The organism is Streptomyces sp. NPDC085900, assembly GCF_044540925.1.
GTDB classification, from domain to species: domain Bacteria; phylum Actinomycetota; class Actinomycetes; order Streptomycetales; family Streptomycetaceae; genus Streptomyces; species Streptomyces gilvifuscus.
In genome coordinates, this window is sequence record NZ_JBITSP010000004.1 from 649,305 (window position 1) to 674,172 (window position 24,868).

Genomic DNA, 24,868 nt, shown 5'->3' on the forward strand with positions numbered 1-24,868 from the left:
GGGCGGGGCTCAGCAGTCCTCGCGCAGCGAGTGCAGGTAGGCGCTGGAGCGGCGGGCGAAGGTGAATGACTCGGCGGGCTGGTCGTGTTCGGTCTGCCAGTGGTGGGCGAGGCGCTCACCGCGGAGCCTGGTGACGGCCGAGACGAACTTCTTGTAGTCGATGTCTCCGTCGCCCACGTCGGCCATCCGGTAGCCGAACTGGTTGGAGGGGTCGCTCACGCCGTCCTTCACGTGGAACAGCGGGTAGCGGTGGGGCTGCCTGAGGACGTAGTCGAGGGGCTCGAAGGGGGCGGGGCTGCCGTCGGGCCGCTTCGAGAAGCGGAACTGGCCTGCGTAGGCCCAGAAGATGTCCATCTCCAGGAACACCAGGTCGGGGTCGGTCTCCGCGAGCAGCACGTCGTAGAGGCGGACCTTGGGGTCGTCGGTGGCGAAGGAGAACTCGTCGGAGTGGTTGTGCTGGTAGAACTTCATGCCGCGGGCCTTCGCCGCCGCGCCGTAGGTGTTGAACTCCTCGGCGGCACGCTTCCACGCGTCGACCGTCGAGCCGTAGCGGAACGGTCCGGAGGCGGTGCCGATGTGCTTGAGGCCGAGGGCCTGGGCGTCGTCGAGGACCTTGGTGAGGTTCTGGGCGAAGGTGTACGCGTTCGGGTCGTCGGAGTAGTAGCCGACGTGGCTGCCGATCGGGGTCAGGCCGTGGTCCCGCGCCAGCCGCCTGAGTCGGGCGAGGGTGATAGGGCCGGCCGAGCCTTGGGTGTACCCGGCGAACTCGACCTCGTCGTACCCGTACTTCTCCAGTTCGGCGAAGACGGGGGCGAAGCCGAGCGTGGAGACCTTGTCGCGCAGGCTGTACAGCTGGATGCCGAGACGGCCGGGCGGCAGGACGGGACGGCCGCGGCCCGCGGGGGCGGAGTCCGTGGCGGCGGTGGAGTCGGCGGCCGCGGTGGCCGGGGTCGTCGCGGCGCCGAGCAGCGCGGCGGCGGTGGCGCCCGCGGCGACGCCCAGCATGCCTCGTCTGGTGAGGCGGTGGGTGAGGTCGGGGTCGGTCTGGGAGGTGCGGCTCATGTCTGGGACTCCTCGGGTCGGAGGGCGTTGTCAGTGGCGGGTGCTTCACTGGTGACCGGCTGGGAAAGGCCGGCCAGTCGGAGCAGGAGTGACTTGACGTCGGTGGCCGCGAGGCGGTCGCCGACTGCGCGGGGGGTGGAGCAGATGAGGAGCGGACCGTCGTCGTCGCTCGCGGGAAGGCGGCCGTGGCTGCCTCGAACAGGTGACGGGTCGAGAGGCACGACCGCCATCCGGTAGCGCAGGCCCAGCTTCTTGCGGGCGAGCGCCGTCGCCGCCCTGACCTTGACGTAGGGGTCGAGGGGATCCATGAACAGCTCGACCGGGTCGTAGCCGGGCTTGCGGTGGATCTCGACGAGCCGCGCGAAGTCGGGCGCGCGGTCGTCGTCGAGCCAGTAGTAGTACGTTAACCAGGCGTCCGGCTCCGCGACGGCGACGAGTTCGCCCGAGCGCGGATGGTCGAGGTGGTGGGTCTTCTTGCCCTCGTCGTCGAGGAGCTGGTCGATTCCCGGCAGGCCGGCCAGGGCCGCCCGGGTGGCGTCGAGGTCCTCGGGGCGGCGCACGTAGACGTGGGCGATCTGGTGGTCGGCGACCGCGAAGGCACGGGACGCCATCGGGTCGAGGTACTCCATGCCGTCCTGCGTGTGGACCTCCAGCAGGCCGGCGCGGCGCAGCGCCCGGTTGATGTCGACGGGCCGGTCGGCGCGCGTGATGCCGTACTCGGACAGCGCGACGACGGTCCGGCCCCCGGCGCGGGCGTCGTCCAGGAGCGGGGCCAGGGCGGCGTCCAGATCGGTGGCCGCCTTCAGGGAGCGCGGGTCGTCGGGGCCGTGGCGTTGCAGGTCGTAGTCGAGGTGAGGGAGGTAGCAGAGGGTCAGGTCGGGGTGCCGGGTGCGCATGATGTGGCGGGTCGCGTCGATGATCCACCTGCTGGAGACCAGGTCCGCGCCGGGTCCCCAGAAGTGGAAGAGGGGGAAGGTGCCGAGTCGGTCGGTGAGTTCGTCGTGCAGGGCCGGGGGCCGGGTGTAGCAGTCGGGTTCCTTGCGGCCGTCGGAGTAGTAGACCGGGCGGGGGGTGACAGTGATGTCGGTGTCGGCGCCCATGGCGTACCACCAGCAGATGTTGGCGACCGTGTAGCCGGGGTGGGCGCGGCGGGCGGCGTCCCAGAGCTTGTCCCCGGCGACGAGGCCGTTGTGCTGCCGCCACAGCAGGACGTCGCCGAGCTCGCGGAAGTACCAGCCGTTGCCGACGATGCCGTGCTCGGACGGGTGGGTGCCGGTGAGGAAGGTGGACTGGGCGGCGCAGGTCACGGCGGGCAGGACGGTGCCGAGCGCGGCGCGGGAGCCGGACCGGGCGAGCGCCTTGAGGTGTGGCATGTGGTCGAGAAGTCGGGGGGTGAGGCCGACGACGTCGAGGACGAGGAGCGGGGTGGGGTCCGGGCCGGCCCGGTGGGTGCTCATGGCAGTTCCTTCAGGCCGAGATCGGTCAACAGGTCGCGGACGAGGACGAGTTCGGCGGCGATGCCGTCGGCGAGCTGCGCGCGGCCGCGGGGCCGCAGGTCGGCCGGCAGGGCCTGCCAGGTGTAGGTCTCCACTTCCAGGTGGCGGGTGAGCGGGTGCGGGCCGCCGACGAGCCGGGTCAGCGCGGCCTTGAGCACGGGGAGCGTGGAGGTGAGGGGTACGGCGGGGGCCGCGTGCAGGGGGACGTGGAAGTGGGCGCGCCAGGGTGCCGCTTCGGGCAGGGCGTCGGTTTCGAGGGCCTCGCCGAGGTCGTCGGTGCCGCGCAGGCCGGCGACGGTGGCGGTACGGGTCTGGTGCAGGAAGCGTGGTTCGTCGAAGGCGGCGAGGGCCCGGCGGACCTCGGGGAGGTGGGGGCTCTCGGCGTGCAGGGCGGCCGACAGCTGGGCCTTGACGACGGGGACGCGGGCGGCGGCGAGGGCGTCCAGGGCGGTGTGCGGGTTCTCGAAGGAGGTGGCGAGATGGCAGGTGTCGACGCAGATGCCGACGCGCTCGTGGGCGAGTGCGGTGAGCGGGGCGATGGCGTCCGCGGTGGTCTCGATGACGCAGCCGGGTTCGGGCTCCAGCCCGAGGCGGACGGAGCGGCCCGTCAACTCGGCCAGGGCGTCGAGTCGTTCGGCCAGGGTGAGCAGCGCCGCGCGGGCCTTGTCGGCGCGGTCCTCGCCGTAGGCGGTGCGCCAGGCCAGCGGCAGCGTCGAGATCGTGCCCTCGGTGACGTCGTCGGGCAGCAGGCCGGCGAGGACGCGGGCCAGGGCGGTGGTGTGCTCCAGGCGTTCGGGGTCGGCCCAGTCGGGCCGGTACACGCGGTACTTGACCTCCTCGGCACCGAAGCCCTCGTAGGGGAAGCCGTTGAGGGTGACGACCTCCAGGCCGCGCCGGTCGAGTCGGGTGCGCAGGCCGCGCAGGGCCGACGGGTCGGTGACCAGGGTGTGGGCCGCGTCCCTGGCGAGCCACAGGCCGATGCCCAGGCGGTCGCGTCCGAGGCGTCGGCGGACCGGTTCGCAGTGGTCGCGGAGCTGGGCGAGGACGCCGTCGAGGGTTTCGGCCGGGTGGACGTTGGTGCAGTAGGCGAGGTGGACGGTGGTGCCGTCGGGGTGGCGGAAACGCATCGGTCACTCCCCGCCGCGCAGGACCGAGTTGCCCTCGTGGGTGGGGTCGGTGGGGGTGACGTCGAGGTTCAGGCGGCCGCTGAGCCCGTAGAAGGCGACGGGGTTGCGCCACAGGACCCGGTCGACGTCGTCCTCGGAGAAGCCCTCGGCCAGCATCAGGTCGGCGACCCTGCGGGTCTTGAGGGGGTCGCTGCGGCCCCAGTCGGCGGCGGAGTTCACCAACACCCGTTCGGGGCCGTGGGTGCGCAGGATCGCCACCATCCGCTGCTCGTCCATCTTGGTGTCGGGATAGACGGAGAAGCCCAGCCAGCAGCCGCTGTCCTTCGCCACGTCCACGGTGGTCTCGTTGAGGTGGTCGACCAGGACGCGGTCCGGGGGCAGCCGGGACTCGCGGACCACGTCGAGGGTGCGGCGCAGGCCGGCGAGTTTGTCGCGGTGAGGGGTGTGCACGAGCGCGGGCAGCCCGTGATCCGCGGCGAGTTGGAGCTGTGCGGCGAGTGCGGTGTCCTCGGCGGGGGTCATCGAGTCGTAGCCGATCTCGCCGACGGCGACGACCTGGTCCTTGACGAGATAGCGGGGCAGTTCGTCGAGGACGGGCACGCATCGCGGGTTGTTGGCCTCCTTGGGGTTGAGGGCGAGCGTGCAGTGGTGGGCGATGCCGTACTGGGCGGCGCGGAACGGCTCCCAGCCGAGGAGGGAGTCGAAGTAGTCGAAGAAGGAGGCCGGCGAGGTGCGGGGCTGGCCGAGCCAGAAGGCGGGTTCGACGACGGCGCGGACGCCCGCGGCGTGCATGGCCTCGTAGTCGTCCGTGGTGCGGGACGTCATGTGGACGTGGGGGTCGAAGATGCGCATCGGGACTCCTCGCCGTCGGTGGGGTCGGTCAGGGTGAGGACGCGGTGCAGGTCTCGGGGCACGGAACGGCCCGCCGCGGTGCGTTCGGCGGCGTGGTCGCGGAGCATCCGCGCGAGTTCGGTGTCGCCGCGGGCGCGCCGGTCCAGGTCGGCGACGTGGTCGACGGGGACGCCGGTGAAGAGGCACTTCAGGACCGCGTGGCGCCAGGGGTGCGGGGCGAGGTGCCGGGCGGCGTAGGGGCCGACGGCGGCGGCCACGAGGCGGGTGTCGTTGGTGCGCAGGGCGTCCTCGACGAGCGGGAGCGCGTCGGGGCCCTCGACCAGGTGGGGCAGGGCGTGCAGGACGGCGCGGCGTTCGGCGGCGGTGCCCTGGGAGTAGACGCGGCCGAGGGCGTCCGCGTCGGCGCGGGCGGCGTGCAGGATCAGGACGCGGGCGGCGTCGGCGTGCGCGGGTCCGCACCGGCGTCCGGCCTCGGCCAGGCGCAGCTCCCACACGGTGATGGGCCCGTGGATGCCTGGCTGGGCGGCGGCCTCGTCGAGGGCCCGGTCGAGCCAGGCGCGGGCGGCCGCGTCGAGGTGGGCGATCAGGCGGGCGCGCAGGTCGTCGAGGTGGGTGCGGGCGAGCGTGGTGGCCGCGATGTCGGCCCCGGAGGTGGCGTGCGTGTCTGTCATGAGGTGCTGCTCCCTTCGAGGGCGGCGGAGGGATCGCCGTGGGGTGGGGCGGGGGCGGCGCGGCGCAGGAACTGCAGGGAGCGTTCGGCGTGGTGCGGCCCGGCGTGGGAGTGGCGGGGCAGTTCGACGACCGTCAGGCCCCGGTAGCCGGTCGCGGCGAGGGCCGCGAGGACGGGCGGGAAGTCGATCTCGCCCTCGCCGAAGGGGAGGTGTTCGTGAACGCCGCGGCGCATGTCCTCGATCTGGACGTGCCGCAGCCAGGGAGCGGCGGCGCGGACGCATTCGGCCGGTGGCAGGGGTTCGAGGCACTGGCAGTGGCCGATGTCGAGGGTCACGCCCAGGTGTTCGGGGCCGCCGAGGGTGCGGCGCAGGTGGTGGAAGTCGGCGAGGGTGGCCAGCAGATGGCCCGGTTCGGGCTCGACCGCGAGAGGGACGCCGGCGCGGGCGGCGGCCTCCAGGACCGGGGTGAGCGCCTCGGCCAGGCGCTCCCACGCCTTGTCCCGGTCGGTTCCCGCGGGGGTGGTTCCGCTGAAGCAGTGGATAGCGTGGGCGCCCAGGTCGGCGGCCACCTCGACCGCGCGGATCAGCAGGGCGACGCGGCGGGCGCGGTCGTCGGGGTCCGGGTCCAGGAGCGAGGGGCCGTGCTTGCGGCGCGGGTCGAGCACATAGCGGGCACCCGTCTCCACGGTGACGTCGAGGCCGAGCGCGTCGAGGCGTGCGGCGAGGCGGCGGGTGCGGGCGGCCAGATCCGGTGCCAGGGGATCGAGGTGCATATGGTCGAGGGTCAGACCGACGCCGTCGTAGCCGAGGTCGGCGAGGAGGGCGAGGGCGTCGTCGAGGCGGAGGTCGGCGAGGCCGTTGGTGCCGTAGCCGAAGCGGAGGGAGGTGCTTTCGGGGGCCGGGGCGGGGGCTGGCGTGCCGTCGGGGCGCTGCGTCGCGGGGGTCATGTGATGCTCACCGTCCTCGCGAACCGCCTGCCGAGCGGGGCCAGGGCCGCGACGAGCAGGGCGGTGGCGCCCGCCCCGGCGCGGGCGGCCAGGGCCGCCTGGAGCGGGATCATGGCGCGGATGCCGCCGCCGACGGCCCGCTGGGTGAGCGGGGGTGAGGGATTGAGGGCCGCGTGGAGGTAGGGGCGGGCGGCGGTGGCGGCGTAAGCGGCGCCGAGGGCGAGACGCGGAACACCGGCGAGCAGCGCTTGGGGCTGCGCCGAGGGCTGGAGGGGCGAGAACGACTCGGCTGCGGCGCGGCCCGGGAGGGAGAGGGCCGACCGATCGCCCGGTGAGCCGACGCGCACGGCGGCGCCAGGCGGACCAGGGCGGTTCCGGCCCGGGAGGGTCGGGCGCGCCACTCGCAAGATTCCGCTTCGAGCCGGGCGCGCGGATTCGGCGGCGAGGCGGTGGCCACGCGCGCCCAGTGACCAGCCGGTCGTCGGCGTGGCCCGACGTGCGAGGCGTCGCATGAGGAGGGCCGTCGTGGCGAGGGCCGTCAGGGGAGCCAGGGTCGAGCCGCCCGTTGTCTCCCGGCGGGACACCGTCGTCACCGCGAGCGTGTGCGTCGCCAGGAGGGCGGCCGAGGGGAGCGCCCGGCGGGGGTGGCCGGTGCTGGCCGCCGCGCCCAGCAGCAGGTCGAGGCCGCGGGCCGCCGCCATGGCCACCGGGCCCACCGGTGTGCGCTTGAGGGCGAGGTCGTAGGCCCAGACCGTGGCCGCGAGGGGGGCGGCGACCGTGAGGGCGGGGCGGCCGGCGCGGGCGGCGAGGGCGAGGCCCGCCGCGGTGAGCGCGCATGCCGCCGAGAGCGCTGCGGCCGGGTGGACGCGGCCGGACGGGAGGGGGCGGTGCGGACGTTCGGCGGCGTCCTCGTCGCGGTCGGCCCAGTCGTTGAGCGCCATGCCGGCCTCGTAGAGGCAGAGGGAGGAGCCGATGGCGAGCAGGGTGCGGGAGTTCGGGGCGGCGGCGACCGCGGCCGCCCCGGCGAGGGCGTCGCCGGGGACCGTGAACAGGGCTGGGAGGCGGAGCAGTTCGGCCCAGGCGCGGGCGACGCCGGTCGGCCGTGCGCCCGCACCGCTCGCCGTGGCGGACTCGCCGCTCACCGTTTCTCCCCCGACGCACCGCAAGGCCCGGAGTCGCCGCCCCGCGCGGGCCGGCTCTCCGTCGCCCCCGGGAAGCGCGGCTCCGTCAGTCGTCGGGCGAAGGCCGTCAGGGCCCTGTACTGCTCCGCCAGCGCCGAAGGCCCGTCCCCCACCGGGTCCTTGAAGTAGAAGGCGAGTTCGGTGAGCGGTCCGGACAGGCCTGCTTCGTCGGCCCGGGCGGTCAGGCGTACGAGGTCCAGGACCAGGGGCGCCGCCAGCGCCGAGTCGCAGCCCTGCCAGATGGTCTGCAGGACCATCCGTGTGCCGAGGAACCCGTCGAAGGCGATGTGGTCCCAGGCGGTCTTCCATTCGCCGAGCGCGGGCACGTCGTCGATGTGCACCTCGCCCTCGGGCGCGGTGCCGAGGGTGTCGGTCAGGACGCGTTCCTTGCCGGCGTTCTTCGCGGCCGCGGCCGCGGGGTCGGCGAGGGCGGCGCCGTCGCCGCCGCCGAGGAGGTTGGTCCCGGACCAGGCGCGGACCCGCAGGGCCCGCTGGGTGAACATGGGGCCCAGGACGGAACGCAGTAGCGTCTGGCCCGTCTTGCCGTCGCGGCCGGCGTACGGCAGTCCGCTCGACTCGGCGGCGGCCCGCAGCGCGGGGTGGTGCAGGCCGGTCGACGGGGTGAAGTCGACGTAGGGGCAGCCGGCACGCAGCGCGGCCGCGGCGTAGAGGGAGCTGGGTGGGAGGGCGTCGCCTGCCGCCGGGGGCTCGGTGGAGGCCACGTTGACCACCACAGCCCGCTCCAGCTCGTGTCGCCGTACGAAGCCGGTGATGTCGGCGGCGAATGCGGCGATCAGTTCCTGTTCGGTGCGGGTGTCCCCGGGTGTCGGGCCACCCGGTCTGATCTCCCGTTCGGCGGCGGCCAGTTCGGCGGTGACGGCGGCGGGGAGGCCCGGGGGCAGGACTCCGCCGGCTTCGAGGGCCTCCGCGCGCTTGGGCAGGGGGCAGTCCCGTATGTCGTGGCCGCCGAAGACCAGCGAGGCGAGCGGGGGCAGACCGGCCTCCGCGAACGCGGGGGTCTCGGTGACGAGTCCGGTCGGCGGGTGCAGGCCCGCCGTGATCGCGGCGCAGCCCGCGACGACGGTCGTGGCGACGGAGCCGCGGGCGCCGATGAGCCAGACGCCGACGCGCTGAACGGGGACGGAAGGGGAGTCGGACGCGAGCATGGGCAGCCTCCTGGTCGAACGCGTCGTGAGCGAGGCCCGTGACGGGAGGGGTGAGACGGCGGGCGGAGGTCCGGCGTCCTCCGCCCGCCGTCGCTCAGTCGCCCTGGGCGGGCAGTTCCTTGATCCGGATGTCGCGGAAGGACACCTGGTCGTCGGCTCCGTGGTTCTGGATGCCGATGTGTCCGTCGGCCAGGCTCCGGGCCGGATCGGTGTTGGTGAAGTCGTTGATCTTCACGCCGTTGAGCCAGACGCGAAGGCGTTCGCCCTCCACGCGGATCTCGTACGTGTTCCACTCCCCCGGCGGGTTCAGCGCACGGTCGCGCTTGTGCAGATCGGCGGACTGGAAGCCGTAGACGGACCCGGTCGTCTTCTCGGGCACGTCGGTGGCGTCGATCTGGATCTCGTAGCCGTTGTCCACTGCCGACCACGGGTCGTCCGAGGGCGGGAAGCCCACGAACACACCGGAGTTGTCGTCGCCGGCCGTCATCCAGTCGAGCTTCAGCGAGTACGCGGAGAAGTCCGACGCCGCGTACCAGAGCAGGCCCATGCCGCCCGACGACGTCAGGGTGCCGTCGCCGTCCGGTTCGAACGCACCCGGCCCCGCCTGTTTCCAGCCGTCCAGGGTCGTGCCGTCGAACAGCGGGCGGTAGCCGTTCTCCGGCCGGCAGTCGGCCTGCGCGTCGCCGACGGCCCAGCGGATGCCGCCCAACAGGTGCTGCCGGAAAGCCGGTTCGGCATACGACTCCTTGGTGTGGCCGCCTCCGGTGTAGAAGGCGCGGCCGCCCCGGTAGTTCTGGCACCAGGCGATGGGATGGTCACCGTTCATGGTGCCGCCGGTGTACGACGACTCGTCGAGGGAGGCCAGGACATGGGCTCGGTCCCGGGGATTCGAGCGGTAGTTGTACCACTCGTCCGTGCGGGACCAGGTCCGGGCCAGGCCCGAGGTCGCCGGATGGGCGCGGTCCTCGACGTCCACGGTCGCCGGCTGGATCGCCGGGTGCGACTGGAAGTAGGCGCCGGCGAGGCCGCCGTAGAACGCCCAGTCGTACTCGGTGTCGGCGGCGGCGTGGACGCCGACATAGCCGCCGCCGTGCCGGATGTAGCCCTCGAACGCGCTCTGTTGGGCCGCGTCGAGGACGTCGCCGGTGGTCGAGAGGAACACCACGGCGTCGTAGCGCCGCAGGTTCTTCGCGGTGAACGCTGTCGCGTCCTCGGTCGCGTCGACGGTGAAGCCGCCCTCGGAGCCGATCTGCCTCACCGCCGCCACGCCGTCGGGGATGGAGTCATGACGGAAACCGGCCGTCTTGGAGAAGACCAGCACCCGCTTGTCCTCGGCGGGGTGCGAGGCGGCCGGGCCCGAGACACAGCCGAGGAGCAGTGCGGCACCCACAACAGCGGTCGTCAGTCGGGTGGTTGAGCGCATCACGTTCCTCCTCTCAGCCGGTGGTGAAGGTGAAGTCGTCCACGTCGAACAGCGCGCCGGAGCCGCCTTTGAAGACGAGGTAGAGCGTGGTCGTGCCCCTCGGCGCCCGGGACAGATCGGCGCTGACGTCCTGGAAGGTGTCCCAGCCGCCGGTCACGGGGACGGGCGCCTTGCCCAGCAGGGTGCCGGTCGACGAGCCGGCGCGGATCTCCAGCGTGCCGCCCGCGCCGCCGGAGGAGACCCGAGCGGTGATCTTCTCGGCGTTGTTCAGGACGTACGGCGTGAAGGAGATCCAGTCGCCGTTGTCGATGTCGCCGACCGTCTTGCCCCCGTGCGCGGTGTCCTTGGCGACGACGGTGACGCCGGAGCCGTTGCCGAAGTGTTCGGCCTGGCGGTGCCGGGGCTGCAGGACGTTGCCGTCGTGGGAGGTGAGCGGGGCCTGTCCGCCGCCGCCGTTGTCGGTGTACTCGGCGTCCAGGACGCCGAAGATGTTGGCGTTCTCGTCGTGGCCGCCGTCGGCGGTGGTCTGGAGGGTGCCGGTGCAGCCGGTTGCCGAGGTGATGGGGTGGCCGTGGGTGTCGTGGCCGAGGACGAAGGTGACTTTGACCTTCGAACAGTCGATGGCCGTGCCGTCCTCCGGGTCGGTGACCCTCACCTTGAACGGGATGGCGTCACCGAAGCTGAACAGCTGCCCGTCCTTGGGGAGTTCGACGGTCACCTTGGGCGCGGTGTTGCCGACCACGATCTGCACGCTCGCGCTGCCGGTGCGGCCGGTCGGGTCCTTCGCGGTCAGGGTCGCGGTGTAGGTGCCGTTCTTCCGGTAGGTGTGCGAGGGGTCGGCCGCCGTCGACGTGCCGCCGTCGCCGAAGTCCCAGCGGTACGTGACCGCGTCGCCGTCCTGATCGGAGGTGCCCGCGGAGGAGAACCGGACCTTGAGCGGTGCCTGACCGGATGTCCTGCTCGCCGCGGCCTGCGCCACCGGGGAGTGGCCGTCGGTCGCGTTCTCGATGCGGTACAGACCGGAGTTGTCGTCGCCGCCGAACCACGCGGTGCCGTAGTCGAGGACGTACAGCGCGCCGTCGGGGCCGAAGGCCATGTCCATCACCTGGGTGCCGGTCCAGGGGAAGGCGTTGATGGACTGCACGGTGCCACTGCCGTCGCTGACGATCCGCTTGATCCAGCGGCGGCCGAACTCCCCGGCGAAGAAGTTCCCGTCGTAGGCCTCGGGGAACTTCACGGGTGAGTCGAGCGAGGCGTCGTAGTGGTACACCGGGCCGCCCATCGGGGACTCGGAGCCGTCGCCGAACTCGGGCACGGACGGGCCGTCGTACGGGATCCAGGCGGGCTGGGCCGGGGGCAGGTCCGTGAGGCCGCTGTTGTGCGGGGAGTTGTTCTTCGGCGCGGCGCAGTCGAAGGACGCTCCGGACGCCTTGGTCGCGAAGTCGTAGTCGACGTAGGCGTCGTTGGCGCCGGTGCAGTACGGCCAGCCGAAGTTGCCGGGGCCGGTCACCCGCGCGAACTCGACCTGGCCGGCCGGTCCGCGGGCGGGGTCGGCGGCGCCCGCGTCGGGGCCGTAGTCACCGACGTAGAGGATGCCGGTCTTCTTGTCGACGCTGAAGCGGAACGGGTTGCGGAAGCCCATGGCGTAGATCTCGGGCCGCGTCTTGTCCGTGCCGGGTGCGAACAGGTTGCCGTCGGGGATCGTGTACGAGCCGTCGGCGCCGACCTTGATGCGCAGGATCTTGCCGCGCAGGTCGTTGGTGTTGCCCGCCGAACGCTGGGCGTCGAAGGCGGGGTTGCGGTCGGCGCGCTCGTCGATGGGCGTGTAGCCGTCGGACTGGAAGGGGTTGGTGTCGTCGCCCGTGGACAGGTACAGGTTGCCCGCCGCGTCGAAGTCGATGTCGCCGCCGACGTGGCAGCACAGGCCCCGGGACGCCGGGATGTCGATGACCTTCTTCTCGCTTGCGGTGTCGAGGGTGCCGTCCGCCTTCAGGACGAAGCGGGAGAGGCGGTTGACCCCGTCGAAGGGGGCGAAGTCGGCCGCGGTGCCGGTCTCCGGGGCATCGCCGGCCGGGGTGTTCAGCGGGGGCGCGTAGTAGAGGTAGATGGCCCGGTTGGTGGCGAAGTCGGGGTCGACGCCGATGCCTTGGAGGCCTTCCTCGTCGTGGGAGTAGACGTTCAGTTTGCCGATCAGCCGCGTGTTGCCCGCCGCGTCGGTGAGGCGGAGTTCGCCGTCGCGGGAGGTGTGCAGGACCGAGCGGTCGGGGAGGACGGCGAGCGACATGGGCTCGCCGACCTCAGCCTCGCCCTTGGCGAGGGTGACCTGCTGGAAGTCCTCCGCCGCCGCTGCGGCACGCGCGTTCTCCGGGTCGGCGACGGCTGCGCCGGCCTGGGGGGTGGTCAGGGTGAGTGACGCTCCGGCGAGGAGCGCGCCGCCGAGCAGGGCGACGGCTCTGCGCAGGCGTCGTCTGTGGGTCTCGATTCTGCCGGTGCCGGTGGTGCGGTCGTTCCCGTGCACGGATGCCTCCAGTAAGGGGCCGGTTGTACGGGCGGGTGCGTACGCCGGGATGCGCCGTCATCCCGGAGCTGCCAACAGATGGTCGTGCGGTTCTAGTTGCCGAAGGCCGCGTCGAAGGAGGCCGACGGCGGCTCGAAGTCGTATGCCTTCAGGCGGGTCAGTGCCTCGGGGGCGCCCTGGAGCCGGTCCATGCCGGCGTCCTCCCACTCGACCGAGACGGGGCCCTGGTAGTCGATGGAGCGGAGCATGCGGAAGACGTCCTCCCAGGGCACGTCGCCGTGGCCCGCGGACACGAAGTCCCAGCCGCGGCGCGGGTCGCCCCAGGGCAGGTGGGAGCCGAGGCGGCCGTTGCGGCCGTCGAGGCGCTTGCGGGCCTCCTTGCAGTCGACGTGGTAGATCCGCTCGCGGAAGTCCCACAGGAAGCCGACCGGGTCCAGGTCCTGCCAGACGAAGTGGGAGGGGTCGAAGTTGAGGCCGAAGGCGGCCCGCCCGTCGACCGCCGCCAGGGCGCGGTGGGTGGTCCAGTAGTCGTAGGCGATCTCGCTGGGGTGGACCTCGTGCGCGAACCGCACGCCCTCCTGGTCGAAGACGTCGAGGATCGGGTTCCAGCGCTCGGCGAAGTCGTCGTAGCCGCGTTCGATCATCGACTCGGGGGCGGGCGGGAACATGGCGACCAGGTGCCAGATCGCGGAGCCGGTGAAGCCGATGACGGTGTCGACGCCGAAGGCCGCCGCGGCCCGAGCCGTGTCCTTCATCCGCTCCGCCGCGCGCCGCCGGACGCCTTCCGGATCGCCGTCGCCCCACACCTCGGCGGGCAGGATGGCCCGGTGGCGTTCGTCGATGATGGCGTCGCAGACGGCCTGCCCGGTCAGGTGGTTGGAGACGGCCCAGCACTTGAGGCCGTACTTGTCGAGCAGTTGCCTACGGGAGTCGATGTACGCCGGGTCGCCGAGGGCCTTGTCGACCTCGAAGTGGTCGCCCCAGCAGGCGAGTTCGAGGCCGTCGTAGCCGAAGTCGCGGGCGAGTCGGCAGACTTCCTCGAGGGGCAGGTCGGCCCACTGGCCGGTGAAGAGCGTGAACTGTCGCGGCATGTCTTCGAGCCCTCCTCAGACGGCTATGGGCGTGTAGACGGAGTTCTTCTCGGCGCTCTCCTCCACCGCGGCCAGCACGCGCTGGACCTGCAGCCCGTCGGCGAAGGAGGGTTCGGGCCGCCGGCCCTCGGCGATCGCGTGGACGAGGTCGCGGGCCTGGTGCACGAAGGTGTGCTCGTAGCCGAGGCCGTGGCCCGGCGGCCACCAGGCGTCCAGATAGGGGTGGTCGGGTTCGGTGACGAGGATGCGGCGGAAGCCGGCGCGCGCTCCCGGTTCGGTGCCGTCGTGGTACGACAGCTCGTTGAGGCGTTCCAGGTCGAAGGCCAACGAGCCGCGCTCGCCGTTGATTTCGATGCGCAGGGCGTTCTTGCGGCCGGTGGCGTAGCGCGTCGCCTCGAAGGAGGCGAGGGCGCCGGAGGTGAAGCGGCCGGTGAACAGGGCGGCGTCGTCGACGGTGACCGTGCCGGTGCCGGCGGACGACACGGCGGACAGGCCGCTGCTGGCACCCGACGGCAGCGGGCGCTGTCGTACGAAGGTCTCCGTCAGGGCCGACACCCCGGCCAGCCGCTCCCCCGCCAGGTACTGGGCGAGGTCGACGATGTGGGCGCCGAGGTCGCCCAGCGAGCCTGAGCCGGCGGACTCCCTGCGCAGCCGCCAGGTGAGCGGGAACCGCGGGTCGACGAGCCAGTCCTGGAGATAAGTCACCCGGACGTGGCGCAGGGTGCCGATCCTGCCATCGGCCACCATGCCGCGGGCGAGCGCGGTGGCGGGCAGCCGCCGGTAGTTGAAGCCGACCATCGACAACTGGCCTCGGCCGTAAGCCTCTTCGGCCGCCTCGGTCATCGCCGAGGCCTCCTCGACGGTGTTCGCGAGCGGCTTCTCGCACAGCACGTGCTTTCCGGCGGCGAGGGCGGCGAGGGCGATCTCGGCGTGGCTGTCGCCGGGGGTGCAGATGTCGACGAGGTCGACGTCGTCCCGGGCGATCAGGGCCCGCCAGTCGGTCTCGGCCGCGGCCCAGCCGTGCCGGTCGGCGGCCCGGCGCACCGCGGCGGCGTCGCGCCCGCAGATCGCCGACAGGACCGGGCGGCGCGGCAGGTCGAAGACGTGTCCCGCCGTGCGCCAGCCCTGGGAATGGGCGGCGCCCATGAAGGCGTAGCCGACCATGCCGACGCGCAGGGGCGGTATCGCGGCCTCCGGTCCGTCCGGCTGCTGGGGCTGTCCCATACGGATGTCCTCCTCGTCCTCGTCGTCTCCGTCGTGATGGCGCCGTGGGGGGTGCGGGGCGGGTCGGGTCAGCTGAATCCGGTGGGCATGTAGCGGTCGACGTTGTCCTTGTCGACGACGGCCGAGTAGAGGGTGATCGACGCGGGGATCTCGAACTCGGCCATCCCGGTGACGCCCTTGCCCTGGCCGAGGGCACGGGCCAGGTCGATCGCGGACGCGGCCATCGTCGGCGGGTAGAGGACCGTGGCCTTGAGGACGCCGTCGTCCTGCTTGATGGCCTGGAAGGCGGAGAGGGCGCCCGCGCCGCCGACCATCAGGAAGTCGTCGCGCCCGGCCTGGTCGATGGCGCGCAGCGCGCCGACGCCCTGGTCGTCGTCGTGGTTCCACAGGGCGTCGAACCTGGACTGCGCCTGCAGGAGCTGGGCCATCTTGGCCTGGCCGGACTCCACCGTGAACTCGGCGGCCTGGCGGGCGACCTTCTTGATGTTGGGGTAGTTCTTCAGCGCGTCGTCGAAGCCCTGGGTGCGCTGCTTGGTCAGCTCCAGGTTGTCCAGTCCGGCCAGTTCGACGACCCTGGCGTTCGACTTCCCCTTGAGCTTCTCGCCGATGTAGGTGCCGGCGTTGAGGCCCATGCCGTAGTTGTCGCCGCCGATCCAGCAGCGGTAGGCCTGGGGGGAGTTGAAGATCCGGTCGAGGTTGACGACGGGGATGCCGGCGCGCATCGCCTTGAGCCCGACCTGGGTGAGGGCCTTGCCGTCGGCGGGCAGCACCACCAGGACGTCGACCTTCTTGTTGATGAGGGTCTCGATCTGGCCGATCTGCGCGGCGGTGTCGTTGGAGCCCTCGGTGATCTCCAGGGTGACGTCGGAGTACTTTTTCGCCCGGTTCTTGGCGTTGTCGTTGATGGCGTTGAGCCAGCCGTGGTCGGCCTGCGGTCCGGCGAAGCCGATGGTGACGTGCTTGCCGGGCTTGTCGTCGGCGGCCGACCCTTCGTCGGCGGCCGGGCTCTCGTCCTTGGTCTCGTTGCTGGTGCAACCCGCGAGGAGGGCACCGGTGGACACGGCGGCGGCCCCGAAGAGCAGCCCTCTGCGACTGGTGGAATGTGACATGTTACTGAACCCCTCTCAGGTCGTGCTCGCGGTACGGCGCTGGACCAGCACGGCGGCGACGATGATCGCGCCCTTGGCGATCTGCTGGACGTCGCTCTGCAGGTTGTTCAGGGCGAAGATGTTGGTGATCGTGGTGAAGATCAGGACGCCGAGCACGGAGCCGGTGATGGTGCCGCGGCCCCCGCTGAGCAGCGTGCCTCCGATGATCGCGGCCGCGATGGCGTCGAGTTCGTAGAGGTTGCCGTTGGTGTTCTGGCCGGAGCCGGAAAGGATGATCAGCAGGAAGGCGGCGATGCCGCAGCACAGCCCGGACAGCAGGTACAGGTAGAGGCGCTGGCGGCGCACGTCGATGCCGGCGAGCCGGGCGGCCTCCGCGTTGCCGCCCACGGCGACGGTGCGGCGGCCGAAGGTGGTGCGGTTCAGGATCAGCCAGCCGAGGATCGTCACGACCGCGAACACGAGGACGAGCGGCGGGACGCCGAGCACGTAGGAGTCGCGTTCGCCGAGGTCGAGGATGCCGCCGATGGTGACGATCTGCGTCTTGCCGTCGGTGATCTGCAGCGCGAGACCGCGCGCGGAGGCCAGCATGGCGAGCGTGGCGATGAACGGGACCATGCCGCCGTACGCGATGAGCAGGCCGTTGACCAGGCCGCAGCCCACACCGACGAGCACCGCGGTGAACAGGACGCCCGCGAAGCCGTACTCCTGGGTCGCGACCGTCGTCGCCCACACCGAGGACAGGGCGACGATCGCGCCGACCGAGAGGTCGATACCGCCGGAGGTGATGACGAAGGTCATGCCGACGGTGACGACACCGATCACCGAGGCCTGGGTGAGGACGAGTTGGAGGTTGCGGGTGTCGAGGAACTCGTCGGGTTTGGTGATGCCGCCGATGAGCACCAGCGCGGCGAGGACACCGAGGAGGGAGAGGGTGCGGACGTCGGCGCGGGCGAACAGGCCGCGCCAGACGGGGGGTCGGCCGACCGACGGCACCTTGCCGGTGTCGTCCCGGGGTGGGGAGGCGTGCTGCGTCATGACACCGGGCTTCCTTCCATGACCAGGTCGAGTACGCGGTGTTCGTCGAGCTCGCGGGCCGGCGCCGTGTGGACGACGCGGCCCTCGCGGAGCACCAGGACGCGGTCGGCGAGGCCGAGCACCTCGGGCACCTCGCTGGAGACCAGCAGCACGGCGAGGCCCTCGTCGGCGAGGCGGCGGATGACCGCGTAGAGCTCGGCGCGGGCGCCGACGTCGACGCCCCGGGTCGGTTCGTCGAGCAGCAGGACCCGGCAGCCGCGCAGCAGCCAGCGGGCCAGGACGGCCTTCTGCTGGTTGCCGCCGGAGAGGGTGCGCACCGGAACCGACGGGTTGTCGGGGCGCAGCGACAGCTCGCGCGTGGCCGCCCTTGCCGCGCCCCTTTCGGCGCTCCGGTCGATCCAGCCCGCGCGTGCGAAGCGGGACATGGAGGAGACCGAGACGTTGCGGGTGACGGACTCCAGCATCAGCAGGGCCTGTGCCTTGCGTTCCTCGGGCGCGAGCCCGAGGCCGGCGCGGACGGCCGCCCGGACGCTGCCGGGCCTCAACGTCCGCCCGTCGACGCGGACTTGACCGGCGGTGGGTTTGCGGGCGCCGTAGACGGTCTCCAGGATCTCGGAGCGTCCCGAGCCGACGAGCCCGGCCAGACCGACGATCTCCCCGGGGCGTACGTCCAGGTCGAGGGGTGCGAACTCCCCTTCCCTGGCCAGTCCCCGGACCTCCAGCACGGGCGGTCCGTCCGCGGCCGACGCGGGCCGCTCGGGGAAGACGTACTCGACGTTGCGGCCCGTCATCAGCGCGACCACCTCCCGTGTCGGCGTGGACTTCGCGGGCAGTCCGCCGGCCACCGCCCGGCCGTCCTTCAGCACGGTCACGCGGTCGCCGATGCGGCGGATCTCCTCCAGGCGGTGGGAGATGTAGACGACGGCGACCCCGTCGGCGGTCAGGTCGCCGACGATGCGGAAGAGGTTGTCGACCTCGTCGGGGTCGAGGGCGGCGGACGGCTCGTCCATGACGATGAGCCGTACGTCGTGGGAGAGCGCCCGGGCCATCGACACGATCTGCTGCTGGGCGGCGGACAACTCCCCCACCAGGCGGGCGGGATCGATCTCGGGATGCCCGAGCCGCTTCAGCAGCCTTGCGGTCGACGCCTTCGACACCCTCTTGCGTACGACGAACCCGGCGGCGGTCGGCTCGTGCCCGAGATGGACGTTCTCGGCCACCGACAGGTGCTCCACCAGGTCGAGTTCCTGGTAGATGGTGGCGATGCCGAGGCGCATGGCGGCGATCGGCGAGCGGAGGGTGACCGGTTCGCCGCGCCAGCGGATGGTGCCGGTGTCGGGCTGGTGGGCGCCGGCCAGGACCTTGATGAGGGTGGACTTGCCGGCTCCGTTCTGGCCGAGCAGGCAGTGCACCTCACCGGCCTGGACATCGAGGTCGACGCCGTCGAGGGCCCGGACCCCAGGGAAGGACTTGGTGATGCCGGACATGCTGAGCAGCGGTGGTTCTGGTGCCATGCGGATCCCCTTGGCGGGCGTACGGGCCGGTTGCAGGGTGCGTGCGGGCAGGCGGGGTCCGGGGCACGGCGAAGCCGCGCGCCGGACACGCCGAACGGTGTGCCGAGCCGGTGCTGTGGGCGGGCGAGAACTCGTGGTCGCCGATAGGCCGATGCTTACGCGGGTGAGAACAAGTGGTCGGTGGCAGATGAGCCGGTGCTTACGCGGACGAGAAAAAGTGGTCGGTCGCAGATGGGCCGATGCTTACGCGGACGAGAACAAGTGGACGCTGACGAGCCGGTGCTTACGCGGGCGAGAACAAGTGGACGCTGACGAGCCGGTGCTTACGCGGGCGAGAACAGGTGGTCGCTGATGAGCCGGGCCGCGCCGATGACGCCGGCGGTCGGCCCCAACTCCCCCAGCACGATGGGCAGGTTGCCCGTCGCGAGGGGCAGTGACTGGCGGTAGACCTGGGTGCGGATCGCGGCGAGCAGGGTGTGGCCGAGGCCGGTCACCCCGCCGCCGATCACCACCAGGCCGGGATTGAAGAAGGAGACCAGGCCGGCGATGACCTGGCCGGTGCGGTTGCCGCCCTCGCGGATCAGGTCGAGGGCGGTGGCGTCGCCCGCGGCGGCCGCGGCGGCGACGTCGACGGCGGTCAGGGTGCCGCTCGCCGCGAGCCGCGTGGCGAGTTCCTCCGACAGCCCCTGTCCGGCTGCCTCCACGGCGTCCCGGGCGAGGGCCGCCCCGCTGAAGTGGGCTTCCAGACAGCCCCGGTTGCCGCAGGCGCAGGGGCGGCCGTCGGGCACGGCCTGGATGTGCCCGATGTCGCCCGCGCTGCCGGTGACGCCGCGGTGGACCTCACCGCCGGCGACGATGCCGCAGCCGATGCCGGTGCCGATCTTGACGCACAGGAAGTCGCGCACGGAGCGTGCGACGCCCGCGTGCATCTCCCCCATGGCCATGAGGTTCACGTCGTTGTCGACCATGACCGGGCAGCCGAGTTCCTGGCTGAGCGCCTCCCGTACCGGGAAGCCGTCCCAGCCCGGCATGATCGGCGGAGCCACCGGCACGCCGTCGGGGAAGCGGACCGGGCCCGGGACGCCGATGCCGGCGCCGTCGAAGCCCTCCGCGAGCCCGGAGGCGCGCAGCTTGGCGGCCATGGACAGGACCTGCTCGAAGACCGCGACCGGGCCCTCGCGCACGTCCATCGGCTGGTTGAGGTGTCCGAGGATCTCCAGCTCGGCGTTGGTGACGGCGACGTCGACCGAGGTCGCGCCGATGTCCACGCCGAGGAACCGCAGGTTCGGATGGAGGCGGACGTTGTGGGAGCGGCGGCCGCCGCGCGAGGCGGCGAGTCCGTCGGCCACGACCAGGCCCGTTTCCAGGAGCCGGTCCACCTCCACGGCCAGCTTGGACCGCGAGAGGTCGACCTGGTCGCCCAGCTGGGCGCGGGAGTTGGGACCTCCGTCGCGCAACAGCTTGAGCAGCTTGGCCTGATGGGCGTTGGCGGGTCGTGCCGTCATGCGTCTCACGAGCCCCTCCCCGCCTCAATCGGCCACCTGTTGTTCGGGCTTCCGAGGGGAACGTAGCAGTGGACAGCGAACCTGAGAAGAAGTCATGCGGGAATTCATCGCTACTTTCTCCACTCCCAGGACAAAGAAAGTGGCGGGCCCGTGGCCGAAGAAAGTGGCGGGCCCCTGGCCGCCGGGACCGCCTACGATCTGGTCGGCATCGCCGCAGGGGGCCACGGACACAGGGGGACGGCATGGGCAGCGCAGTGGAGGAACCGGGCCGCAGGGTCACGACGTTGGAGCTCTTCTTCGACCTGGTCTTCGTCTTCACCCTCACCCAGCTCACCGTGCTGCTCGCCGGTGATCTGACCTTCGCCACCGCGGGGCGCGTGGCCCTGATCTTCGTGGTGCTGTTCTGGATGTACGGCGCCTACGCCTACCTCACCAACCAGGTGCCGCCGGACCGCCCCTCCCGCCGGCTGCTGCTGATGCTGGGCATGGGGGCGTTCCTGGTCTGCGCGCTGGCGATCCCGCGCGTCTTCGACGACACCGGCGTGGTCTTCGGACTCGGCTTCCTGGCGGTCGTGGTCGTGCACACCGCCCTCTACACGCGCAGCCACGGCCGGGACACCATCTGGTACGGCGTCCCGAACGGGCTCGCCGCGCTGTCCGTGACCGCCGCCGGTCTCGTCGACGGCCTGGCTGCGGACGGCCTGTGGGTGCTCGCGCTCCTGCTGCAGTTCGTGACGCCGTTCCTGGCCGAGCACGGGCCCGGGCGGGCCGACGGGCGGTCGGCCGACGTCATGCGGGCGCAACTGGGCGGGCTGGATCCGGCGCACTTCGTGGAGCGGCACGGGCTGCTGCTGATCGTCGCGTTCGGCGAGTCCGTCATCGCGATCGGCACCGGTATCGGCGATCTGCCGCTCACCGCGGGGCTGTTCGGCGGGGCGTTCCTCTCGCTGGCGCTGGCGGTCGCGCTGTGGTGGACGTACTTCGTGCGGGACGAGGAGCTCGCCGAGGCCGTGTTCCGTGCCACGCCCGCGCCGAGTCGCTGGCGCCTGGCGATGAACGCGTACTACTACGCGTTCCTGCCGATGCTGCTCGGCATCGCCTACCTGGCGACGGGTGTGAAGAAGACCCTCGGCCATCTCACCGAGCACCTGCACACCGGTCCGGCGCTGGCGCTCGCGGGCGGTGTGGCACTCTTTCTCGCGGGGGACGTGGCCTTCCGGGCCGTACTGCGGCTGTACCCCGTCCGCTTCCGCGCGGCCGCGGCCCCGGCCGCCCTGGCCGCGGCACTCGTCGGCATCCACGTGTCGGCGGTCGCCGAACTGCTCGCCCTGGTCGCGGTGTTGATCGTCATGCTGGTGATCGAGGCGCGGACGGCGCCCCGCACGACCCCGGCACCCGCGGTCGCCCGCACCCCGTGACTCCGCCGCAACCAGGGGGCGTTGGATCGAACTACCCGACGGCGGTCACTTCGCGCGCTCATGGTACGAGCGGCGGGTGTGCTCCGTGTGCTCCCTCATCAGTTGGGTTGCCCGGTCCTCGTCACGGTCCGAGACGGCCGCGATCAGCGCGCGGTGCTCGATCCAGGACTGCTGTCCGCGCTGCCGGGCGATGGGCGTGTAGTACCAGCGCACCCGGCGGTCGACCTGGGCGGCCAGTTCGGCGAGGACGGCGTTGCCCGCCAGCTCCATGATCTTCGCGTGGAAGCGGGCGTTCATGGCGACCGCGCCGTCCACGTCGTCCGCGGCCACCGCCTTCTCGCCCTCGGCGCACAGCTCTTCGAGCACCTTGATGCCGGCGCTGCCCGCGTTCGCGGCGGCCAGCCGGGCGGCCTCGGCCTCCAGCAGCGTACGGACGGTGAGGAGCTGGTCGGCCTCCTCCTCGGTCGGCTCGTGCACGAACGCGCCCTGGGCGGGCCGCAGATCGACCCAGCCCTCGGTGTTCAGCCGCTGCAGCGCCTCCCGCACCGGCTGGCGCGACACGCCCAGGTGGCCCGCGAGTTCGCTCTCCACGAGGTGCTGCCCGGGCTGGAGGGCGCGAGTGGTGATGAGTTCGAGCAGTGCCTCGTAGACGCGGTCGCGCAGCGGGCCGGGGCGTTCGAGCTTGGGCACCGCACCCTGCGGCAGTCCTGTCGACAACATCGGTCGGTCCCCCTCCTGGGCAGCGCGGGGCAACTGCAGCCGGACAACATCCAGTATGGATTGTCTTTCGTCTACAGTCTACGGCGCACAAGAGCCAGCGGGTCGAGGGGTCGACTGCGTCACATCGGCTCGAATCCGCAGGTCACGGGCAGTGGACGACCTGGCCGGCGTACGACAGGTTTCCGCCGAATCCGAACAGCAGCACAGGATCGCCGGTGGAGACGGCGCCCTGTTCGACGAGCTTGGAGAACGCGAGCGGGATGCTGGCCGCCGAGGTGTTGCCGGAGTCGACGACGTCCCGCGCGACGACGGCGTTGACGGCGCCGATCTTCTCCGCGAGGGGCTCGATGATACGGAGGTTGGCCTGGTGCAGCACGACGGCGGCGAGGTCGGCGGGCTCGAGCCCGGCACGCTCGCAGGCCTTGCGGGCGATGGGCGGCAACTGGGTGGTGGCCCAGCGGTAGACGCTCTGCCCCTCCTGGGCGAACCGCGCGGGCGTGCCCTCGATGCGGACGGCGTGTCCCATCTCGGGCACCGAGCCCCACAGCACGGGCCCGATCCCGGCCTCTGCGGACGCCTCGACGACGGCGGCCCCCGCCCCGTCGCCGACGAGCACGCAGGTGGTGCGGTCGGTCCAGTCGGTGACGTCGGTCATCTTGTCGGCGCCGATCACCAGGGCCCGCGCGGACGCGCCGGCGCGCACCGCGTGGTCGGCGGTGGCGAGGGCGTGGGTGAAGCCCGCGCACACGACGTTGACGTCCATCGCGGCGGGCGAGGGGATGCCGAGGCGGGCGGCGACCCGGGCGGCCATGTTGGGCGAGCGGTCGACGGCGGTGGACGTGGCGACCAGGACCAGGTCGATGTCGGCGGGCGTGAGACCGGCGCCGGCGAGCGCCTTGGCGGCGGCGTGCGCGGCGAGTTCGTCGACGGGCTCGTCGGGTCCGGCGATGTGGCGTGTGCGGATGCCGACCCGGGACGTGATCCACTCGTCGCTGGTGTCGACCATGCCCGCCAGGTCCTCGTTGGTGAGCACCCTGGCGGGCTGGTAGTGGCCGACGGCGGCGATGCGCGAGCCGTTCATGCGGTGGTCCCCCTCGTGCCGTGGGTTGCGGGATCCACCAGTCTGATCAGTGACTCACCGGTACGGCGGCACGTAAGGCGACAGGAAACGGGCGTCCGGGTTGTCGGATTCTGTCATCCTCCCAAGGGGAGAAAAGGGACGGCCGGACACTTCTCCAGGAGTTACCCCCAGTCACCCGGTGAAGAGCTTCGTCGCCTTCTGCACCAGCTCGTACAGCCCGTAGGCGAGCGGCGCCCCGACCCACAGCCAGGCGAAGGCGATGAGCGGGCGCCGGTCAGGCGGACTCTGGCTGCTGTCGTTCGACATCGAGGGCCTCCTCCCGCGCGGCGGGGACGTGGTGGCGGGCATGGACGGGACGGACGAACTCGTTGGCGACGAAGCCGATGACGAGCAGACCGATCATGATCATGAAGGACATGCTGTACAGGCTCGCGCCGCTCTTGCCGGCCTCCTTCTGGTGGTCGGCGATCCAGTTCACGATCAGCGGGCCGAGCACTCCGGCCGTGGACCAGGCGGTGAGCAGCCGGCCGTGGATGGCGCCGACCTGGTACGTCCCGAAGAGATCCTTCAGATAGGCGGGGACGGTCGCGAAGCCGCCGCCGTAGAAGGACAGGATCACCATCGCGCACAGGACGAACAGCGGCTTGGAGGAGTCGCCGAACAGGGCGAGGAGCGCGTACATCACCGCGCCGACACCGAGGTAGACGCGGTAGATGTTCTTGCGGCCGATCAGGTCGGAGGTGGACGACCAGCCGATGCGGCCCGCCATGTTGGCGGCCGACAGCAGGGCGACGAAGCCCGCCGCGGCCGAGACCGACACGGGGGTCGAGGTGTCGGCGAAGAAGTCCGTGATCATCGGGGCGGCCTTCTCCAGGATGCCGATGCCCGCGGTCACGTTCATGCAGAGCACGACCCACAGGCACCAGAACTGCGGGGTGCGCAGGGCGCTGCCCGCGGAGACCTGCGGCCCCTGGAGGGCGCTCGGTGCCCCGTCGACCGGCCTGTCGGTGCGCGGGACCCGCACCAGCAGGACACCGAGCGACATGAAGACGGCGTACGTCAGTCCGTGCACGAGGAACGCCAGCGCGATCCCGGAGCTGTCGGTGCCGAACGACTGGAGCATCTGCGTCGACCAGGGCGAGGCGATCAGCGCGCCGCCGCCGAAGCCCATGATGGCGATGCCGGTGGCCATGCCCGGCCGGTCGGGGAACCACTTGATCAGGGTGGAGACCGGGGAGATGTAGCCGATGCCCAGGCCGATGCCGCCGACGAAGCCGTAGCCGAGGACGATCAGCCAGTACTGCTCGGTGGCCGCGCCGAGGGCGGAGATCAGGAAGCCGGAGGAGAAGCAGACCAGGGCCACCGTCATCGCCCAGCGCGGCCCGTTGCGTTCGACCAGCGTGCCGCCGAACGCGGCGGACAGACCGAGCATCACGATGGCGAGCTGGAAGGGCAGCGCGCTCTCGGTGCCGCTCAGACCCAGCGCGGACTCCAGGGGCGGCTTGAACACGCTCCAGGCGTACGCCTGACCGATGGAGAGATGGACGGAGAGTGCGGCGGGGGGAACCAGCCAGCGGCTCCAGCCGGCCGGTGCGACAGGGGGACTCATGATCCCGAACGGTAGGCACCGGCAAGGTAGTTGAAAAGGCGACGCGTCGACCGTATGCGATGAGCGGTATGCGACGCGCGCCGAACGGTCGGGCGGGCAGCGGCCGGATGGCACGCCGC

21 protein-coding genes are annotated in these 24,868 nt (G+C 72.0%); 1 reads left to right on the plus strand and 20 read right to left on the minus strand.

Translation table 11 applies throughout. The annotated features are described in order from the left end of the window. Positions 1-9 precede the first annotated feature (9 nt). The 16 genes from ACIGDI_RS17010 to ACIGDI_RS17085 form a co-directional block, all read right to left on the minus strand. Complete coding sequence (locus tag ACIGDI_RS17010; protein ID WP_399896779.1) at positions 10-1,062, minus strand: sugar phosphate isomerase/epimerase family protein; 1,053 nt, start codon at positions 1,060-1,062, stop codon at positions 10-12. After that, complete coding sequence (locus tag ACIGDI_RS17015) at positions 1,059-2,519, minus strand: nucleotide pyrophosphatase/phosphodiesterase family protein (protein WP_399896782.1); 1,461 nt, start codon at positions 2,517-2,519, stop codon at positions 1,059-1,061. Before ACIGDI_RS17015 ends, ACIGDI_RS17010 begins: the two co-directional genes overlap by 4 nt. Next, a complete protein-coding gene (gene eboE, locus ACIGDI_RS17020; RefSeq protein WP_399896785.1) occupies positions 2,516-3,685 on the minus strand; it encodes a metabolite traffic protein EboE in 1,170 nt (389 codons plus the stop codon). The genes ACIGDI_RS17015 and eboE overlap by 4 nt, the downstream gene beginning before the upstream one ends. 3 nt (positions 3,686-3,688) lie before the next feature. Then, positions 3,689-4,537, minus strand: a complete 849-nt coding sequence (locus ACIGDI_RS17025; RefSeq protein WP_399896788.1) for a TatD family hydrolase — start codon at positions 4,535-4,537, stop codon at positions 3,689-3,691. Next, positions 4,507-5,208: an EboA domain-containing protein gene (locus tag ACIGDI_RS17030; protein ID WP_399896791.1), complete on the minus strand. Its 702-nt coding sequence runs from the start codon at positions 5,206-5,208 to the stop codon at positions 4,507-4,509. The genes ACIGDI_RS17025 and ACIGDI_RS17030 overlap by 31 nt, the downstream gene beginning before the upstream one ends. Beyond that, positions 5,205-6,155, minus strand: a complete 951-nt coding sequence (locus ACIGDI_RS17035; protein WP_399896795.1) for a sugar phosphate isomerase/epimerase family protein — start codon at positions 6,153-6,155, stop codon at positions 5,205-5,207. Before ACIGDI_RS17035 ends, ACIGDI_RS17030 begins: the two co-directional genes overlap by 4 nt. Continuing rightward, the gene (locus ACIGDI_RS17040; RefSeq protein WP_399896798.1) at positions 6,152-7,297 is read right to left on the minus strand and encodes an SCO3242 family prenyltransferase; all 1,146 of its coding nucleotides are present in this window, start codon (positions 7,295-7,297) and stop codon (positions 6,152-6,154) included. Before ACIGDI_RS17040 ends, ACIGDI_RS17035 begins: the two co-directional genes overlap by 4 nt. Beyond that, entirely contained in the window at positions 7,294-8,502 is a 1,209-nt protein-coding gene (locus ACIGDI_RS17045) for an inositol-3-phosphate synthase (RefSeq protein ID WP_399896801.1), read from the minus strand. Before ACIGDI_RS17045 ends, ACIGDI_RS17040 begins: the two co-directional genes overlap by 4 nt. A gap of 94 nt (positions 8,503-8,596) precedes the next feature. Beyond that, positions 8,597-9,925, minus strand: a complete 1,329-nt coding sequence (locus ACIGDI_RS17050; RefSeq protein ID WP_399896804.1) for a ThuA domain-containing protein — start codon at positions 9,923-9,925, stop codon at positions 8,597-8,599. A 13-nt stretch (positions 9,926-9,938) separates the two neighbouring features. Further along, complete coding sequence (locus tag ACIGDI_RS17055; RefSeq protein WP_399896807.1) at positions 9,939-12,443, minus strand: PQQ-dependent sugar dehydrogenase; 2,505 nt, start codon at positions 12,441-12,443, stop codon at positions 9,939-9,941. A gap of 92 nt (positions 12,444-12,535) precedes the next feature. Beyond that, positions 12,536-13,534, minus strand: a complete 999-nt coding sequence (locus ACIGDI_RS17060) for a sugar phosphate isomerase/epimerase family protein (RefSeq protein ID WP_399896810.1) — start codon at positions 13,532-13,534, stop codon at positions 12,536-12,538. A gap of 15 nt (positions 13,535-13,549) precedes the next feature. Next, positions 13,550-14,758, minus strand: coding sequence for a Gfo/Idh/MocA family protein (locus tag ACIGDI_RS17065; RefSeq protein WP_399896813.1), 1,209 nt, complete (start codon positions 14,756-14,758; stop codon positions 13,550-13,552). A gap of 68 nt (positions 14,759-14,826) precedes the next feature. Continuing rightward, on the minus strand, positions 14,827-15,867 hold the full coding sequence (locus ACIGDI_RS17070) for a substrate-binding domain-containing protein (protein ID WP_399896816.1): 1,041 nt from the start codon (positions 15,865-15,867) through the stop codon (positions 14,827-14,829). 15 nt (positions 15,868-15,882) lie between these two features. Further along, on the minus strand, positions 15,883-16,902 hold the full coding sequence (locus ACIGDI_RS17075; protein WP_272176773.1) for an ABC transporter permease: 1,020 nt from the start codon (positions 16,900-16,902) through the stop codon (positions 15,883-15,885). Then, positions 16,899-18,416, minus strand: a complete 1,518-nt coding sequence (locus ACIGDI_RS17080; protein WP_399896819.1) for a sugar ABC transporter ATP-binding protein — start codon at positions 18,414-18,416, stop codon at positions 16,899-16,901. Before ACIGDI_RS17080 ends, ACIGDI_RS17075 begins: the two co-directional genes overlap by 4 nt. A 323-nt stretch (positions 18,417-18,739) precedes the next feature. Continuing rightward, positions 18,740-19,921, minus strand: coding sequence for an ROK family transcriptional regulator (locus tag ACIGDI_RS17085; protein ID WP_200704844.1), 1,182 nt, complete (start codon positions 19,919-19,921; stop codon positions 18,740-18,742). 242 nt (positions 19,922-20,163) lie between these two features. Here ACIGDI_RS17085 and ACIGDI_RS17090 point away from each other — a divergent pair, with 242 nt between their 5' ends. Further along, positions 20,164-21,339, plus strand: coding sequence for a low temperature requirement protein A (locus tag ACIGDI_RS17090; RefSeq protein WP_399896824.1), 1,176 nt, complete (start codon positions 20,164-20,166; stop codon positions 21,337-21,339). Between the two features lie 45 nt (positions 21,340-21,384). Here the strand turns inward: ACIGDI_RS17090 and ACIGDI_RS17095 are convergent, their stop codons facing one another. The 4 genes from ACIGDI_RS17095 to ACIGDI_RS17110 all read right to left on the minus strand — a co-directional run bounded on the left by ACIGDI_RS17095 (position 21,385) and on the right by ACIGDI_RS17110 (position 24,749). Then, on the minus strand, positions 21,385-22,059 hold the full coding sequence (locus ACIGDI_RS17095) for a GntR family transcriptional regulator (protein WP_272176770.1): 675 nt from the start codon (positions 22,057-22,059) through the stop codon (positions 21,385-21,387). A 142-nt stretch (positions 22,060-22,201) separates the two neighbouring features. Then, positions 22,202-23,140: a beta-ketoacyl-ACP synthase III gene (locus ACIGDI_RS17100; protein WP_399896827.1), complete on the minus strand. Its 939-nt coding sequence runs from the start codon at positions 23,138-23,140 to the stop codon at positions 22,202-22,204. Positions 23,141-23,311: 171 nt separating this feature from the next. After that, positions 23,312-23,446, minus strand: a complete 135-nt coding sequence (locus ACIGDI_RS17105) for a hypothetical protein (protein ID WP_260844764.1) — start codon at positions 23,444-23,446, stop codon at positions 23,312-23,314. Further along, positions 23,415-24,749: an OFA family MFS transporter gene (locus ACIGDI_RS17110; protein WP_399896832.1), complete on the minus strand. Its 1,335-nt coding sequence runs from the start codon at positions 24,747-24,749 to the stop codon at positions 23,415-23,417. Before ACIGDI_RS17110 ends, ACIGDI_RS17105 begins: the two co-directional genes overlap by 32 nt. Positions 24,750-24,868 lie beyond the last annotated feature (119 nt).

Coding starts and splice junctions, on each gene's coding strand:
- eboE (WP_399896785.1), bottom strand. CDS start 3,685: ATGCGTTTCCGCCACCCCGACGGCACCACCGTCCACCTCGCCTACTGC.
- ACIGDI_RS17030 (WP_399896791.1), bottom strand. CDS start 5,208: ATGACAGACACGCACGCCACCTCCGGGGCCGACATCGCGGCCACCACG.
- ACIGDI_RS17015 (WP_399896782.1), bottom strand. CDS start 2,519: ATGAGCACCCACCGGGCCGGCCCGGACCCCACCCCGCTCCTCGTCCTC.
- ACIGDI_RS17090 (WP_399896824.1), top strand. CDS start 20,164: ATGGGCAGCGCAGTGGAGGAACCGGGCCGCAGGGTCACGACGTTGGAG.
- ACIGDI_RS17075 (WP_272176773.1), bottom strand. CDS start 16,902: ATGACGCAGCACGCCTCCCCACCCCGGGACGACACCGGCAAGGTGCCG.
- ACIGDI_RS17080 (WP_399896819.1), bottom strand. CDS start 18,416: ATGGCACCAGAACCACCGCTGCTCAGCATGTCCGGCATCACCAAGTCC.
- ACIGDI_RS17065 (WP_399896813.1), bottom strand. CDS start 14,758: ATGGGACAGCCCCAGCAGCCGGACGGACCGGAGGCCGCGATACCGCCC.
- ACIGDI_RS17095 (WP_272176770.1), bottom strand. CDS start 22,059: ATGTTGTCGACAGGACTGCCGCAGGGTGCGGTGCCCAAGCTCGAACGC.
- ACIGDI_RS17085 (WP_200704844.1), bottom strand. CDS start 19,921: ATGACGGCACGACCCGCCAACGCCCATCAGGCCAAGCTGCTCAAGCTG.
- ACIGDI_RS17025 (WP_399896788.1), bottom strand. CDS start 4,537: ATGCGCATCTTCGACCCCCACGTCCACATGACGTCCCGCACCACGGAC.
- ACIGDI_RS17035 (WP_399896795.1), bottom strand. CDS start 6,155: ATGACCCCCGCGACGCAGCGCCCCGACGGCACGCCAGCCCCCGCCCCG.
- ACIGDI_RS17105 (WP_260844764.1), bottom strand. CDS start 23,446: ATGTCGAACGACAGCAGCCAGAGTCCGCCTGACCGGCGCCCGCTCATC.
- ACIGDI_RS17045 (WP_399896801.1), bottom strand. CDS start 8,502: ATGCTCGCGTCCGACTCCCCTTCCGTCCCCGTTCAGCGCGTCGGCGTC.
- ACIGDI_RS17050 (WP_399896804.1), bottom strand. CDS start 9,925: ATGCGCTCAACCACCCGACTGACGACCGCTGTTGTGGGTGCCGCACTG.
- ACIGDI_RS17100 (WP_399896827.1), bottom strand. CDS start 23,140: ATGAACGGCTCGCGCATCGCCGCCGTCGGCCACTACCAGCCCGCCAGG.
- ACIGDI_RS17010 (WP_399896779.1), bottom strand. CDS start 1,062: ATGAGCCGCACCTCCCAGACCGACCCCGACCTCACCCACCGCCTCACC.
- ACIGDI_RS17060 (WP_399896810.1), bottom strand. CDS start 13,534: ATGCCGCGACAGTTCACGCTCTTCACCGGCCAGTGGGCCGACCTGCCC.
- ACIGDI_RS17110 (WP_399896832.1), bottom strand. CDS start 24,749: ATGAGTCCCCCTGTCGCACCGGCCGGCTGGAGCCGCTGGCTGGTTCCC.
- ACIGDI_RS17070 (WP_399896816.1), bottom strand. CDS start 15,867: ATGTCACATTCCACCAGTCGCAGAGGGCTGCTCTTCGGGGCCGCCGCC.